General features: G+C 74.6%; 13 protein-coding genes. 7 read left to right on the top strand and 6 right to left on the bottom strand.

Going from position 1 to position 12,590, the window contains the following annotated elements; translation table 11 throughout:
• Positions 1 to 254 precede the first annotated feature (254 nt).
• From DVA66_RS10135 to DVA66_RS10145, 3 genes are read left to right on the top strand one after another with little or no spacing between them, the layout of a single operon-like run.
• Entirely contained in the window at positions 255 to 698 is a 444-nt protein-coding gene (locus DVA66_RS10135; RefSeq protein WP_114559978.1) for a MarR family winged helix-turn-helix transcriptional regulator, read from the top strand.
• Positions 699 to 700: 2 nt separating this feature from the next.
• The gene (locus DVA66_RS10140) at positions 701 to 1,963 is read left to right on the top strand and encodes an MFS transporter (RefSeq protein ID WP_114559979.1); all 1,263 of its coding nucleotides are present in this window, start codon (positions 701 to 703) and stop codon (positions 1,961 to 1,963) included.
• A gap of 58 nt (positions 1,964 to 2,021) precedes the next feature.
• A complete protein-coding gene (locus DVA66_RS10145; RefSeq protein WP_114559980.1) occupies positions 2,022 to 2,498 on the top strand; it encodes a nitroreductase/quinone reductase family protein in 477 nt (158 codons plus the stop codon).
• A 25-nt stretch (positions 2,499 to 2,523) separates the two neighbouring features.
• Here the strand turns inward: DVA66_RS10145 and DVA66_RS10150 are convergent, their stop codons facing one another.
• The 6 genes from DVA66_RS10150 to DVA66_RS10175 form a co-directional block, all read right to left on the bottom strand.
• Positions 2,524 to 3,183, bottom strand: coding sequence for a DICT sensory domain-containing protein (locus DVA66_RS10150; RefSeq protein WP_114559981.1), 660 nt, complete (start codon positions 3,181 to 3,183; stop codon positions 2,524 to 2,526).
• Positions 3,184 to 3,249: 66 nt separating this feature from the next.
• Positions 3,250 to 5,214: an acyl-CoA dehydrogenase family protein gene (locus DVA66_RS10155; RefSeq protein ID WP_114559982.1), complete on the bottom strand. Its 1,965-nt coding sequence runs from the start codon at positions 5,212 to 5,214 to the stop codon at positions 3,250 to 3,252.
• Positions 5,215 to 5,266: 52 nt separating this feature from the next.
• On the bottom strand, positions 5,267 to 6,283 hold the full coding sequence (locus DVA66_RS10160; protein WP_114559983.1) for a Gfo/Idh/MocA family protein: 1,017 nt from the start codon (positions 6,281 to 6,283) through the stop codon (positions 5,267 to 5,269).
• Positions 6,280 to 7,290, bottom strand: coding sequence for a Gfo/Idh/MocA family protein (locus tag DVA66_RS10165; RefSeq protein WP_114559984.1), 1,011 nt, complete (start codon positions 7,288 to 7,290; stop codon positions 6,280 to 6,282). Before DVA66_RS10165 ends, DVA66_RS10160 begins: the two co-directional genes overlap by 4 nt.
• A 149-nt stretch (positions 7,291 to 7,439) precedes the next feature.
• Positions 7,440 to 8,216, bottom strand: coding sequence for a putative hydro-lyase (locus DVA66_RS10170; protein ID WP_114559985.1), 777 nt, complete (start codon positions 8,214 to 8,216; stop codon positions 7,440 to 7,442).
• A 39-nt stretch (positions 8,217 to 8,255) separates the two neighbouring features.
• Positions 8,256 to 9,272, bottom strand: a complete 1,017-nt coding sequence (locus DVA66_RS10175; RefSeq protein ID WP_157973937.1) for an LLM class flavin-dependent oxidoreductase — start codon at positions 9,270 to 9,272, stop codon at positions 8,256 to 8,258.
• Between the two features lie 156 nt (positions 9,273 to 9,428).
• Here DVA66_RS10175 and DVA66_RS10180 point away from each other — a divergent pair, with 156 nt between their 5' ends.
• From DVA66_RS10180 to DVA66_RS10195, 4 genes are all read left to right on the top strand, one after another.
• Positions 9,429 to 10,679, top strand: coding sequence for an NRAMP family divalent metal transporter (locus tag DVA66_RS10180; RefSeq protein ID WP_114559987.1), 1,251 nt, complete (start codon positions 9,429 to 9,431; stop codon positions 10,677 to 10,679).
• A gap of 17 nt (positions 10,680 to 10,696) precedes the next feature.
• Positions 10,697 to 11,458, top strand: a complete 762-nt coding sequence (locus tag DVA66_RS10185) for a LamB/YcsF family protein (protein ID WP_114559988.1) — start codon at positions 10,697 to 10,699, stop codon at positions 11,456 to 11,458.
• 37 nt (positions 11,459 to 11,495) lie between these two features.
• Entirely contained in the window at positions 11,496 to 12,110 is a 615-nt protein-coding gene (pxpB, locus tag DVA66_RS10190; RefSeq protein WP_114559989.1) for a 5-oxoprolinase subunit PxpB, read from the top strand.
• The coding region (locus DVA66_RS10195; protein WP_408608903.1) for a 5-oxoprolinase subunit C family protein at positions 12,107 to 12,590 on the top strand (484 nt) is incomplete at its 3' end. The genes pxpB and DVA66_RS10195, both read left to right, overlap by 4 nt.

Below are 12,590 nucleotides of genomic sequence, written 5' to 3' on the forward strand. Positions count from 1 at the left end.
GGGCAGCGCCAGGCCCGCCAGCGCCGCGGCGGCCGAGCCGCCCAGCAGGCGCCGTCGGCTCAGCAGGGGCAGCCGGAGCGTGCCGGGGGAGGGGTGGGTGGGATCGGCTGACGTCATCGTCGTCTCCTCGGGACCGTTCGGGGGAGCCCTCGGGGCGGGCATCGGTCTAGACCAAACCTAGGGCGTCGGGAACGGGGTCGGCAAGGGGTCGGCGGCCTTGTCGTTAACCACGTTAATGATTAACATGGTTAACGATGTCGACCGCCGAACGTCCCCCCGCCTCCACCCGCCTCGCCCAGGACCTCCGTCGCAGCGTGATGCGGCTCGGCCGACGGCTGCGCCAGATGCACGAGGAGAACCTCGGCCTGACCGCCAACCAGCTCTCCCTGCTCGGCGTGCTGGTCAAGCTCGGCCCCAGCACCGTCGGCGACCTGGCCGAGGTGGAGAAGGTCCAGCCGCCCGCGATCACCCGCACCGTGAAGGCGCTGGAGTCCCTCGGGCTGGCCGAGCGGACCGCCGACCCGGAGGACGGCCGGCGCAGCGTGGTCGCCACCACCGGACGTGGCCGCGAGATCGTGCTGGCCGACCGGCGGCGCCGGGACCGCTGGCTGGTCAAGCGGCTGGCCGAGCTGAGCCCCGAGGAGCGCCGGGTGCTCGCCGCGGCCGCACCCGTGCTGCTGAAGCTGGCCGACGCGTGAGCATGTTCGCCGCGCTCCACGAGCGCAACTACCGCGTCTACCAGTCCGGCGCGCTCGTCTCCAACGTCGGCACCTGGATGCAGCGGGTCGCCCAGGACTGGCTGGTCCTCGAGCTCTCCGGCGGCTCCGCACTGGCCGTCGGCGTCACCACCGCCCTGCAGTTCCTGCCCACCCTGCTGGTCACCCCCTACGGCGGCGTCATCGCCGACCGCTTCGACAAGCGGACGGTGCTGCGCTTCTCCCAGACCTGGATGGCGCTGTGCGCGCTGACGCTCGGGCTGCTGGCCATCACCGGGGTGGCCCGCACCGAGATGGTCTACGCGCTCGCCCTGCTGTTCGGGATCGGCTCGGCGGTCGACATGCCCGCCCGGCAGTCCTTCGTCAGCGAGATGGTCCCGAACGACCTCATCCCCAACGCCATCGGCCTCAACGCCGCCAGCTTCCACACCGCCCGCATCGTCGGCCCGGCGCTGGCCGGCATCGTCATCCACGCCTTCGGCTCGGGCTGGGCGATCCTGTCCAACGCCGTCACCTACATCGCCTTCCTCGTCGCGCTGTCGGCGATGGACGGTGCGCTGCTCCGGCCGATGGAGCGCAGCACGCGGGTGCGCGGCCAGCTCCGCGAGGGGCTGGCCTACCTGCGCGGACGTCCCGACCTGGTGCTGGTGCTGTCCACCGTCTTCTGCGTCGGCACCTTCGGGCTGAACTTCCAGATGACCTCGGCGCTGATGGCCCAGCAGGAGTTCCACAAGGGCGCGGAGGAGTACGGCATCCTCGGCTCCTGCATGGCGGTCGGCTCGCTCCTCGGGGCGCTGCTGGCGGCCCGCCGCACCAGCGCGCCGCGGCTGCGGACGGTGCTCGGGTTCTCCGTCCTGTTCGGCGTCATCGAGGTGGCCTCCGGGCTGATGCCGGGCTACCTCAGCTTCGCCGCCTTCCTGCCGCTGGTCGGTCTGAGCTCCCTGCTCACCCTGACCGCCGCCAACGCCACGGTCCAGATGGGCAGCGACCCCCGCGTGCGGGGGCGGGTGATGGCCCTGTACTCGATGGTGCTGATGGGTGGCACGCCGGTCGGCGCCCCGGTGCTCGGCTGGGTGGGTGAGCTGTTCGGTCCGCGCTGGACGCTCATCGGCGGCGGGCTGGGCGTCGTGGTCGGGGTGCTGGTCAGCGTCGCGGTCTACGCCCGCCTGCGGCACGTCGAGCTGCCCCGGCTGACCGACCCGGCCGGGTGGCTGGGCCGGCCGCGTCCGCGCACCCACCCTGACTGATCCCTGGTCGTCGCCCGCACCGGGTGCGCGTCGGCCTGCCTGACCGTAGCGTCGTGACGTGCCCACAGCCGACCCGTCCCGGGTGTTCGTCCCGCCGCGCTGGTTCGTCCGGCTGGCCTGGCGCGTGCACCGGCGGATCTACGCCGGCAGCGGGGGACGACGCGGGCTCCGGCGCGCCCGACCCGGTCGGGAGGGCTACCTCTGCCTCGTCTCGACCGGACGGCGCAGCGGGCAGGAGCGGCGGGTGCTGCTGGCCTACCTCGAGGACGGGCCGGATCTCGTCACCCTGGCCATGAACGGCTGGTCGGAGGGGGAGCCTGCGTGGTGGCTCAACCTGCTGGCCACGCCGGACGCGGTCGTCGAGCTCGTCGACGGTGCGCGGCCGGTGCGGGCGCACGCGGCCACCGGTGCCGAGCGGGAGCGGTTGTGGGCCCGCTGGCGCGAGCTCGACGAGAAGCTCGACGACTACGCGGCGCGCCGTCCGGGCGAGACCGCGGTGGTCGTCCTCGCACCACGCGCGGACACGGACGGCTGAGCCACGGGCCGCCGGGGCGGCGGGCTCAGCGCGTCCGGCTCGCGGCGTCCAGGTGCACCACGACCCGGTTGAACAGCCGGGACGCCGCCTCGGGCGCCACGATGCTGGGCCGGGGCTGCTCGGCCAGGTGGTAGAGCCAGAAGCCGGCCTCGGGGTGCCCGGCGGCCGCGGCCTGCAGGGCGCAGGCCCGGGAGGCCGCGCGCACCACGTCGGGCTCGGTGGTCCACAGCGCCTCGAACAGCCGGCGCTCCTCGGCCACCGGCGACTGCCCCGGCAGCTCGCGCGCCAGCAGGGCGGCGGGCAGCTCGGCGGAGTCGCAGACCACGATCCACTCCCGGGTCATCGGGCTGCCGGCGGACACGTCCACCCGCGCCAGCCCGGCGGCCTGCTCCTCGGCATCGGCCGGGGCGCCGCTGAAGTCGGCCAGCGCGGCGGCGTGCTCGGCCACCCGGGCCAGCTCGACCCAGCGCGCCCGGGAGGCCTCGTAGTAGCGGGTGGCCTGGAAGGACCCGAACAGCACCGGCCGCTCGGCGCGGGCGGCGAACTCGTCCTCGATCGCCCAGGACAGCCCGAGCAGGGTGGGCTTGCCGAGGCGGTGCACCTCCTCGGCGGGGAACATCTCGGTCACGTGCGCGAACACCGAGTCGACCCGTTCGGAGGTCTGCGCTGCGGTCGTCGTCGTCATGCTGGCTCTACCTCATTCAACGGACGGGTCTGGTCCCGGTGACACTACTGCCCGCAGCGCCTCCGGTCAGCCCGGCCGTACCGGCTGGGCGATCGCGGCCTCCACCCAGCTGTCGGGGATGCCGAACCCGTCGACCAGGGTCGCCAGGTGCGGCCGGAGCTCCTCGCACAGCGCGTCGACGGCCCGGGTGACCTCCTTGGCGCGGGCGGCGCTGATCCGGTTGTGCTCCAGGTACCAGCCGCGGTCGGCCTCCACGCGGGACAGCACGTGCAGGTCGCAGACGCTCTCCAGCAGCGCGGCGCAGGCCGGATCGGTGCACCCGTCGATGGCGGCCAGGAAGGCCTCCAGCAGCACCCGGTCCACGTGGGCGCGGGCGGCCTCCAGCAGGTGCGGCTGGACGTCGTTGAACGCGGCGAACGCGCCACGGCCGTCCGCCCGTCCGCGGCGCAGCCGGACCGCTGCGGTCTCCACCAGGTGGCGCTCGCGGTCCTCCAGCAGCTCCAGCTGCCAGCGCCGGTCGCGGACGCCGCCCTCGCGCCGGCCGCGGGCGCCCAGCCGCTCGAACACGCTGCGGGCGACGGTCCGCTCGATCGCCACGCCGACCGCGTTCTCGGCGGCGAAGCGCGCCATCCCCCGCCAGTCCAGGCCCTCGAACTGGGCGGAGTAGCGGGTCAGCAGGCCCTTGCCGACCAGCTGCAGCAGCACCGTGTTGTCGCCCTCGAAGGTGGTGAACACGTCGGTGTCGGCCTTGAGCTGGGGCAGCGTGTTCTCGGCCAGGTAGCCCGCACCCCCGCACGCCTCGCGGCAGGCCTGGATGGTGGCCGTGGCGTGCCAGGTGGAGACCGCCTTGAGCCCGGCGGCCCGCGACTCCAGCTCGCGCTGGGCCCGTGGGTCCGGCTCGCCGTCGCCGGTGAGCAGGTCGTGCATGGTGCTGGTCAGCTCGTTCTGGGCGAACGAGAGCGCGTAGGTGGTGGCCAGCGCGGGCAGCAGCCGGCGCTGGTGGGCGCGGTAGTCGGCCAGCAGCACCTCCTCGCCGTCGTCGGGGCCGGTGAACTGGCGGCGCTGCAGCGCGTGGCGCACCGCGATCGTCAGCGCGTGCTTGGTGGCGTTCTGGGCGGCCCCGCTGACGCTGACCCGTCCCCGCACGAGCGTGCCGAGCATGGTGAAGAAGCGGCGGGCCGGGCTCTCCACCGGGCTGGTGTAGGTGCCGTCGGCGGCGACCTGGCCGTAGCGGTCGAGCAGCGCCTCCCGCGGCACCCGCACGTGGTCGAAGGTGAGCCGGCCGTTGTCGACGCCGTTCAGCCCGGCCTTGCGGCCGCAGTCGCCGATGGTCACCCCCGGTGCGGTGCGGCCGTCGGGGGTGCGGATCGGCACCAGCAGCGCGTGCACCCCGTGCGCCCGGCCGCCGGTGTGCAGCTGGGCGAAGACGACGGCCAGCTCGCCGTCGCGGGCGGCGTTGCCGATGTACTCCTTGCGGGCGGTCGGGGTGGGGGAGTGGATGTCGAAGGTCTGGGTCCGCGGGTCGTAGGTCGCGGTGGTCTCGATCGACTGGACGTCGGAGCCGTGGCCGACCTCGGTCATCGCGAAGCAGCCCATCAGGTCGAGCTCGATGGCGCGCCGCAGGTAGGTGCGGTGGTGGTGCTCGGTGCCGAGGGCGGTGATCGCGCCGGCGAACAGGCCCCACTGCACGCCCGCCTTGACCATCAGCGACAGGTCGCGGTAACCGAGCATCTCCATGGTGATCTGGCCCGCCCCGATGTCGCCCCGCCCGCCGACCGAGGGCGGGAAGGAGGCCTGCGGCATCCCGGAGGCGGCGAACTCGTGCAGCCGCGCGGTGACCCGGGCCCGGTGCTCCTCGGTGCCCAGGTCGTAGGAGGGCGGCTCGTCGCGCGGCAGCTCGAAGGCGCGCGAGCGCTCCCGGACGGCGGCCCAGCGGCCGTCGAGGACGGCCGTCAGCGTCCGCGGGTCCACCCCGGCAGGGGCCTCGGGCGTGGGGACCGAGAGCTGCGGGACGTCGATGACCTCACTCATGCCCCTATGCTACTCACCAGTAACTTAGCGCTGGCAAGAGCCGCCGGCGGAATCAGTCGAGGGTGACCACCGTGCCGGTGCGGGCCGACTCCTGGGCGGCGGCGACCACCCGCAGCGAGCGCAGCCCGGCCTCCCCGTCCGGCTGCGGGGCGCGCCCGGTGCGGATGCCGTCGAGGAACTCCGCCAGCAGCGCGGCGTCGGAGTCGCTGCCGTAGGGCAGCCACAGCGGACGTCCGGTCCGCTCGGAGAAGCCGTCCACCCGCTGGCCGAAGGCATCCATCGAGACGGTGCCCCGGCTGCCGACCAGGTCGAGGGTGAGCCCGCCCCAGGTCGGGTAGCTCGGCGGCTTGGACCAGCTGCAGTCGATGGTGGCGACCACCGGCCCGGGGTACTCCAGCGAGACCAGCCCGGCCGTCTCCACCGGGTCCTGGTCGGGGTGCAGCAGCGTGTTGGTGCGGGCGTAGACGCTGCGCACCGGGGCGCCGTCCAGCAGGGCGTCCAGCAGGTCGGCCACGTGCACGGTGTGGTCGACCAGCGCGCCACCGCCGGAGAGCTCGGGGTCGGTGAACCAGGCCCGGTTGCCGGTCGGCAGCTTGCCGTTGTTGGTGCCGGTGACCGCGCAGACCTCACCCACCGAGCCCGAGGCGAGCGTGTCGCGGAGCGCGGCGAAGGCGGTGGAGAAGCGGACCGGGTAGGCGACCATCAGGTGCACCCCGGCGCTGCGGCAGGCCGCCACCATCGCCTCGCCGTCGGCCACGCTGGTGGCCAGCGGCTTCTCGCAGAGCACGTGGACGCCGGCGGCCGCGGCCTTCTCGACCAGCTCACGGTGCCGGGCGTTCTCCGAGCAGACGACCACGCCGTCCACCCCGCTGGCGAGCACCGCGTCGTAGTCGTCGAGGTAGTCGACGCCGAGCTCGGCCGCCATCGTCGGACCACCGGGCTCACCGGCCGGACGCCGGGTGTGCTCGGGATCGCTGGCCACCACCTGGTCCACCTCGGGGTGGGCCAGCAGGGCGGCGGCGTAGGAGACGGCGTGCAGGTGGGCGAAGGACAGGATGCCGATCTTCATGCGGTGACCTCCAGCAGATCCTCGGGCAGCGGCTCGACGGCGACCGGGGCACCGGTGCGCAGGGACTCGTTGGCGGCGGTCGCCACCTGGACGGCGACCAGCCCGTCCTCGGCGCGGACCCGGGGCGCCGGACCGCCGGCGAAGGCGGCGGCGATCTCGCGGATCTCGGTCAGGTAGGGGCTCTCACCCGAGACGGTGGCCGGCAGCAGGCCGGTGCCGGCCGCGCCACCGCCACCGTCCACCCGCACCGGCGGGGCGGCGGCGGAGTCGTGGGTGAGCAGGCCCTCGGTGCCGACCACCTCGAAGCTGGTGCGGAAGGTGGTGCCGGGAGCGGCCCAGGTGCCGGTGACGTAGCTGAGCGCGCCGGAGCGGTGGGTGAGCACCACCTGGGCGCTGACCACCCCGCGGCGCCCGTCCGTGTCGGGGGTGCTGGCCCGGCGGGCGAAGACGTCGCGGACGGGGCCGGCGTTCCAGACCGCGAAGTCGAGGTCGTGGATCATCTGGTCGAGCACGATCCCGCCGCTGAGGGCCGGGTCGGCGAACCAGTCCGCCCGCGGCCGGCTGCCGGCGCGGGTGAACCGCTGCACCGCCACCGGGCCGATGGCGCCGGACTCGACCGCGCGGTGCATGGTGGCGTACTCGGGGAAGAAGCGCACCACGTGCCCCGGGTACAGCTGGACGCCGGCGTCGCGGCAGACCCGGATCATCTCGGCCGCCTCGGCCACGGTCAGCGCCAGCGGCTTCTCGCACAGCACCGAGGCGCCCCGCTCGGCCGCCTGGGCGACGATCCCGGGATGGGTCGGCGTGGGGGTGCAGACGTCGACCACGTCGGCACCGTCCAGGGCCTCCTCGAGCGAGCCGGCGACGGTGCCGCCGCCGTGCCGCGCGACCAGCTCGGACGAGCCGGCCACCGAGTGCACCCGCACCTGCGCTCCCAGTGCCAGCCAGGCCGGCAGGTGGACCTGCGCGATACCTCCGGCCCCGATCAGGGCCACGGTCTGGGTCATGTGCTCTCCTCGGTGCGGGGTCGTCGGTTCCTCCGGGACGGGCCGGTCGGCCCCGGCTGCCGATGCACCGGGGCGCAGCGCCCCGGGACGTCTGGGCGGTGCGTCGACCGTCTCGACCGGGCTCCGCCCGACCCTAGCGAGTCCGACGCTCAGGGCTCGCGGTAGTCGGCGTCGGTGGCGTCGGTGATGAACATGTGACCGGGGGCGTGGGTGATGGCGAACGGCGGGCGGGAGGCCATCAGCGCCGCCTGCGGGGTGACGCCGCAGGCCCAGAACACCGGGACGTCGCCGGGTGCGGCCTGCACCGCCTCGCCGTAGTCGGGGGCGTCCAGGTCGTCGATGCCGAGCGACTCCGGCGAGCCCACGTGCACCGGCGCGCCGTGCACCTGCGGCATCCGGGCGGTCACCTGCACCGCCAGCGGCACCAGCGCGGCCGGCACCGGACGCATCGAGACGACCAGGGGCCCGGACAGCCGTCCGGCCGGGCGGCAGTCGCGGTTGGTGCGGTACATCGAGACGTTGCGCCCCTGCTCGATGTTGCGGACCGGGACGCCGGCCTCCAGCAGCGCCCGCTCGAAGCTGAAGCTGCAACCGATGAGGAAGGAGACCAGGTCGTCGCGCCACAGGTCGGTGACGTCGGTCGGCTCGTCGACCAGCTCGCCGTCGCGCCACACCCGGTAGCGCGGCAGGTCGGTGCGCAGGTCGGAGCCGGGGGCGAGCACGGTGCTGGTGGCGCCCGGGTCGGTGACGTCGAGCAGCGGCACCGGGCGGGGGTTGCGCTGGCCGAACAGCAGCATGTCGAAGGCCCAGTCGGCCGGCAGCACCACCAGGTTCGCCTGGGTGTGGCCGCGGGCGGCCCCGCTGGTCGGGGCGACGAGACCGTCGCGGTAGCGGGCGCGGGCCTCGCCAGCGGTGGTGGTGCTCATGGGTCCTCCTCGTGTCGGTGCTCGCCGGCCGGACGCCGGTCAGCAGCCGGCGGCGCGGAGCGCGGGTCCGACGACCTCGCCGAAGGCCCGCACCTCCGCCCGCGGCAGGTGGTAGGTGGTGTCCCAGCTGTGGGCCGGGAACAGGAACGCCCGCGACAGCCCGGTCTCCTCCCGGGCGCGCAGCAGCCGCTCCGCGCACTCCTCGGCCGAGCCGAACAGCCCGAACGCGTCGGCCACCCGGTCGGCGGTGGCGTCGTCGACGTCGTCGGGGTGGTAGTCGGGGTCGAGGGTGATGCCGGCGTGGCCGAGCCAGCGCAGGTTGGAGGCGCTGGGGTAGCGCAGCCACGGCTGACCGGGGCGGAACCAGCCCTGGATCCAGGCCCGGGCCTCGGCGGCGTCCCCGACGCCGAAGGGGACGATCAGCGTCTCCTCGATCTCGGCCGGGTCGCGTCCGGCGCGCCGTGCCCCGATGGCGACGTGCTCGCGGGCGGCGGCGACCGACTCCGGGTGCAGCCCGACCAGCATCAGGACGCCGTCGGCCACCTCCCCGGCCAGCTCGAGCAGCCGCGGGCCGGAGGCCAGCACGGTCACCCGGCTGCCGCCGGCCGGCCGGTTGAACAGCTCCAGCGGGTGGCCGTCCAGCTCGGCCCGGCCCTCGCCGAGCAGCCCGCGCAGGGCCAGCACCACCTGGCGCAGCCGCTCCCGGCGGGCTCGCGGCTCACCGGCCTTCTCCACCGACAGGAAGCCGGGGGCGACGGTGAGCTCGGCGCGGCCGGGGGCCAGCTCGTCCACCGAGGAGGTCAGCGCGGCCAGCACCAGGGGGTGGCGGGTGACCACGTTGGAGGTGGCGGGGAAGAGCCGCACCCGTTCGGTGCGTCCGGCCATCGCCGCCAGCGCCATGAACGCGTCCCGGCCGGTGTGGTGGTGGTCGGGGACGCCGACGCCGTCCAGCCCGGCCTGCTCGGCCTCCCCGGCGAAGGCGGCCAGCTCGGGAAGCGGGGCGCCGAGGGGGATGCGGATCCCGACCTCGAGACGGGAGGAGGCGGCAGGCGACATGGCGCCCAGCCTGCCACCGCCGTGTTGCGGGGCGGTGACGCCCCCGCCGGGCCGAGACGGCGGGGAGGCACCGTTGCCCGGGGGTCGCCGGAGTCCTAGTTTGAGGCCTCCTGGGCACGCGACCATGGCACCAGGACCACCTGAGCAGGAGCAGCGATGTCCGATCCCCGAAGCACCGACCCCGGACCCTCCGAGACGCCGTCCCCGGTCGCCTCGACGATGCGGGCCGGCACCCGCTCGACGCTGGTCGGCGCCATGTTCCTGATGGCGACCTCCGCGATCGGCCCGGGCTTCATCACCCAGACCACCTCCTTCACCGTCCAGCTCGGGGTGGCGTTCTCCTTCGCCATCCTCGTCTCGATCCTCGTCGACATCGCCCTGCAGCTGAACGTGTGGCGGGTGATCGGCGTCTCCGGCCGCCGCGCCCAGGAGCTGGGCAACCTGGTGCTGCCCGGTCTGGGCTGGGTGATGGCCGCGCTGCTCGGCATCGGCGGGCTGGTCTTCAACGTCGGCAACGTCAGCGGCGCCGGGCTGGGCCTGGACGCCCTGCTGGGGCTGGACCCGCGGATCGGCGGTGCGCTCTCGGCGCTGGTGGCGATCGGCATCTTCGTCAGCCGGCGGGCCGGGGTGGCGATGGACCGGATCGTGGTGGTGCTCGGTCTGGTGATGATCCTGCTGACCCTCTACGTCGCGATCGTCTCCCAGCCGCCGGTCGGTCGGGCGCTGGTCAACGCCGTGCTGCCCGAGCAGGTCAGCATCCTCGCCATCACCACCCTGATCGGCGGCACTATCGGCGGCTACATCGTCTACGCCGGCGCGCACCGGCTGCTCGACTCCGGGGTGACCGGTGAGGAGAACGTCCGCGCGATCACCCGGGGTTCGGTGACCGGCATCATCATCACCGGTGTGATGCGGGTGGTGCTGTTCCTGGCGATCCTGGGCGTGGTCTCCACCGGTGCCCAGCTCGACCCGGCCAGCCAGGCGGCCTCGGCCTTCCAGGCCGCGGCCGGTGAGGTGGGTCTGCGGGTGTTCGGCGTGGTGCTGTGGGCCGCCGCCATCACCAGCGTGATCGGCGCCTCCTACACCACCGTCTCCTTCGTCACGAAGAGCACGGTCAGCCAGCGCACCCGTACGTGGCTGGTGGTCGGCTTCATCGCGGTCACCACCCTGGTCTACGTGCTGATCGGGACGGCCCCGAGCACGCTGCTGGTCTTCGCCGGCGCCTTCAACGGCATCCTGCTGCCGGTCGGGATCGGCGTGCTGCTGTTCGTCGGCTGGTTCCGCCGCGACCTGCTGGGTGGCTACCGCTACCCCCGCTGGCTGCTGGTGGTGGGGTCGGTGGCCTGGCTGCTGACCCTCTACCTGGCGGTCAACTCGGTGCGACCGGCGATCGCGCTGTTCAGCTGACCTGGGAGGATCACCCCATGAGCACCGTCGACCTGAACTCCGATCTGGGCGAGGGCTTCGGCCACTGGACCCTCGGCGACGACGACGCCCTGCTGAGCGTCGTCACCAGCGCGAACGTGGCCTGCGGCTTCCACGCCAGCGATCCGCTGATCATGGCCCGGGTGTGCGAGCGGGCCGTCCAGAGCGACGTGGCGATCGGCGCCCAGGTGGGCTACCGCGACCTGCCCGGCTTCGGGCGCCGTTTCATCGACGTCGAGCCGGACGCGCTGCGGGCCGACGTGCTCTACCAGCTGGGCGCCCTCGACGGGTTCGCCCGGGTGGCCGGCTCGCGGGTGCGCTACGTCAAGCCGCACGGGGCGCTCTACAACACGATCGTCCACCACGAGGAGCAGGCCGCGGCCGTGGTGCGCGCGGTGGTCGACTACGACGCCTCCCTGCCGGTGCTCGGGCTGCCCGGCTCGGCCTGGCTGCGGCTGGCCGGCGAGGCCGGGCTCACGGTGGTGCACGAGGCCTTCGCCGACCGGGCCTACACGCCGGAGGGGACGCTGGTCTCGCGCCGCCTGCCCGGGGCGGTGCTGCACGACGCCGAGGAGATCGCCGCCCGCTGCGTGGCGATGGCCACCGGGCAGCCAGTCACCGACGTCGAGGGCGGGCAGCTGGTGCTCGAGCCCGCCTCGATCTGCGTGCACGGCGACACCCCGGGCGCGGTGGAGATCGCGCGCACGGTGCGCGACCGGCTCACCGCGGCCGGTGTCGAGCTGGCCCCCTTCGCGCCGTGACCGGCTCGCCGCGCCACCGACCGGACGGGGCGCCGGCGTGAGGGTGCTGCCCAGCGGCAGCACCGCGCTGCTGGTCGAGCTGGACGACCTCGCCGAGGTGCTCGCGCTCTACACCGCGCTCAGCGACCAGCCCGCCGAGGGCGTGGTCGACCTGGTGCCGGCCGGGCGCACCGTGCTGGTGGTCACCGACCCCGACCGCACCACCCTGGACGCCGTCGAGCGCTGGGTGCGAGGCACCGAGCCGCGCCCGGCCGGACGGGCCGACGGCGCGCTGGTGGAGATCCCGGTGGTCTACGACGGGGAGGACCTCGACGACGTCGCCGGGCTGCTCGGCTGCGACGCCGCCGAGGTGGTGCGCCGCCACACCGGCACGGAGTGGACGGTCGCCTTCTGCGGGTTCGCCCCGGGCTTCGGCTACCTGACCGCCGCCGACGGGGACTGGAAGGTGCCGCGCCGCTCCTCGCCTCGCACCCGGGTGCCGGCCGGGTCGGTGGCGCTGGCCGGGGAGTTCAGCGGCGTCTACCCCCGCGACAGCCCGGGCGGCTGGCAGCTGCTCGGCCGCACCGAGCTCGCGGTCTTCGACCTCGACCGCGACCCGGCCGCCCTGCTGACCCCGGGCACCCGGGTCCGGTTCCGGGAGGTGACGTCGTGACCCGCTGGCTGGAGGTGCTCGAGCCCGGCCCGCTGACCACCGTCCAGGACGCCGGCCGCACCGGGCAGGGCTCGCTCGGCATCGGACGCTCCGGCGCCTGCGACCGGGTCGCGCACCGGCTCGCGAACCGGCTGGTCGGCAACCCCGAGGACGCCGCCACGCTGGAGGTCACCTTCGGCGGGCTGGTGCTGCGGGCGGTGGACGACGTCTGGGTGGCGCTCACCGGCGCCCGCTGCCCTGGCACGGACCATGGCGCGCCGCTGCGGCTGCACGCGGGGGAGACCCTGCGACTGGCGACCCCGGTCAGCGGGCTGCGCAGCTACCTCGCGGTCCGCGGCGGGGTGGCGGTCGAGCCGGTGCTCGGCTCGCGCTCCACCGACCTGCTCTCCGGTCTCGGCCCGGCGCCGCTGCGCGCCGGGGACCGGCTGCCGGTGGGCGAGCCGGTCGAGCCGCTGCCCGGGGTGGACCTGGCCCCGGTAC

The organism is Desertihabitans aurantiacus (assembly GCF_003344635.1).
GTDB lineage: Bacteria > Actinomycetota > Actinomycetes > Propionibacteriales > Propionibacteriaceae > Desertihabitans > Desertihabitans aurantiacus.

Excerpts from the sequence above, each read along its gene's own strand:
- DVA66_RS10135 (WP_114559978.1), top strand. The coding sequence starts at position 255 with ATGTCGACCGCCGAACGTCCCCCCGCCTCCACCCGCCTCGCCCAGGAC.
- DVA66_RS10140 (WP_114559979.1), top strand. The coding sequence starts at position 701 with ATGTTCGCCGCGCTCCACGAGCGCAACTACCGCGTCTACCAGTCCGGC.
- DVA66_RS10150 (WP_114559981.1), bottom strand. The coding sequence starts at position 3,183 with ATGACGACGACGACCGCAGCGCAGACCTCCGAACGGGTCGACTCGGTG.
- DVA66_RS10155 (WP_114559982.1), bottom strand. The coding sequence starts at position 5,214 with ATGAGTGAGGTCATCGACGTCCCGCAGCTCTCGGTCCCCACGCCCGAG.
- DVA66_RS10160 (WP_114559983.1), bottom strand. The coding sequence starts at position 6,283 with ATGAAGATCGGCATCCTGTCCTTCGCCCACCTGCACGCCGTCTCCTAC.
- DVA66_RS10165 (WP_114559984.1), bottom strand. The coding sequence starts at position 7,290 with ATGACCCAGACCGTGGCCCTGATCGGGGCCGGAGGTATCGCGCAGGTC.
- DVA66_RS10170 (WP_114559985.1), bottom strand. The coding sequence starts at position 8,216 with ATGAGCACCACCACCGCTGGCGAGGCCCGCGCCCGCTACCGCGACGGT.
- DVA66_RS10175 (WP_157973937.1), bottom strand. The coding sequence starts at position 9,272 with ATGTCGCCTGCCGCCTCCTCCCGTCTCGAGGTCGGGATCCGCATCCCC.
- DVA66_RS10180 (WP_114559987.1), top strand. The coding sequence starts at position 9,429 with ATGTCCGATCCCCGAAGCACCGACCCCGGACCCTCCGAGACGCCGTCC.
- DVA66_RS10185 (WP_114559988.1), top strand. The coding sequence starts at position 10,697 with ATGAGCACCGTCGACCTGAACTCCGATCTGGGCGAGGGCTTCGGCCAC.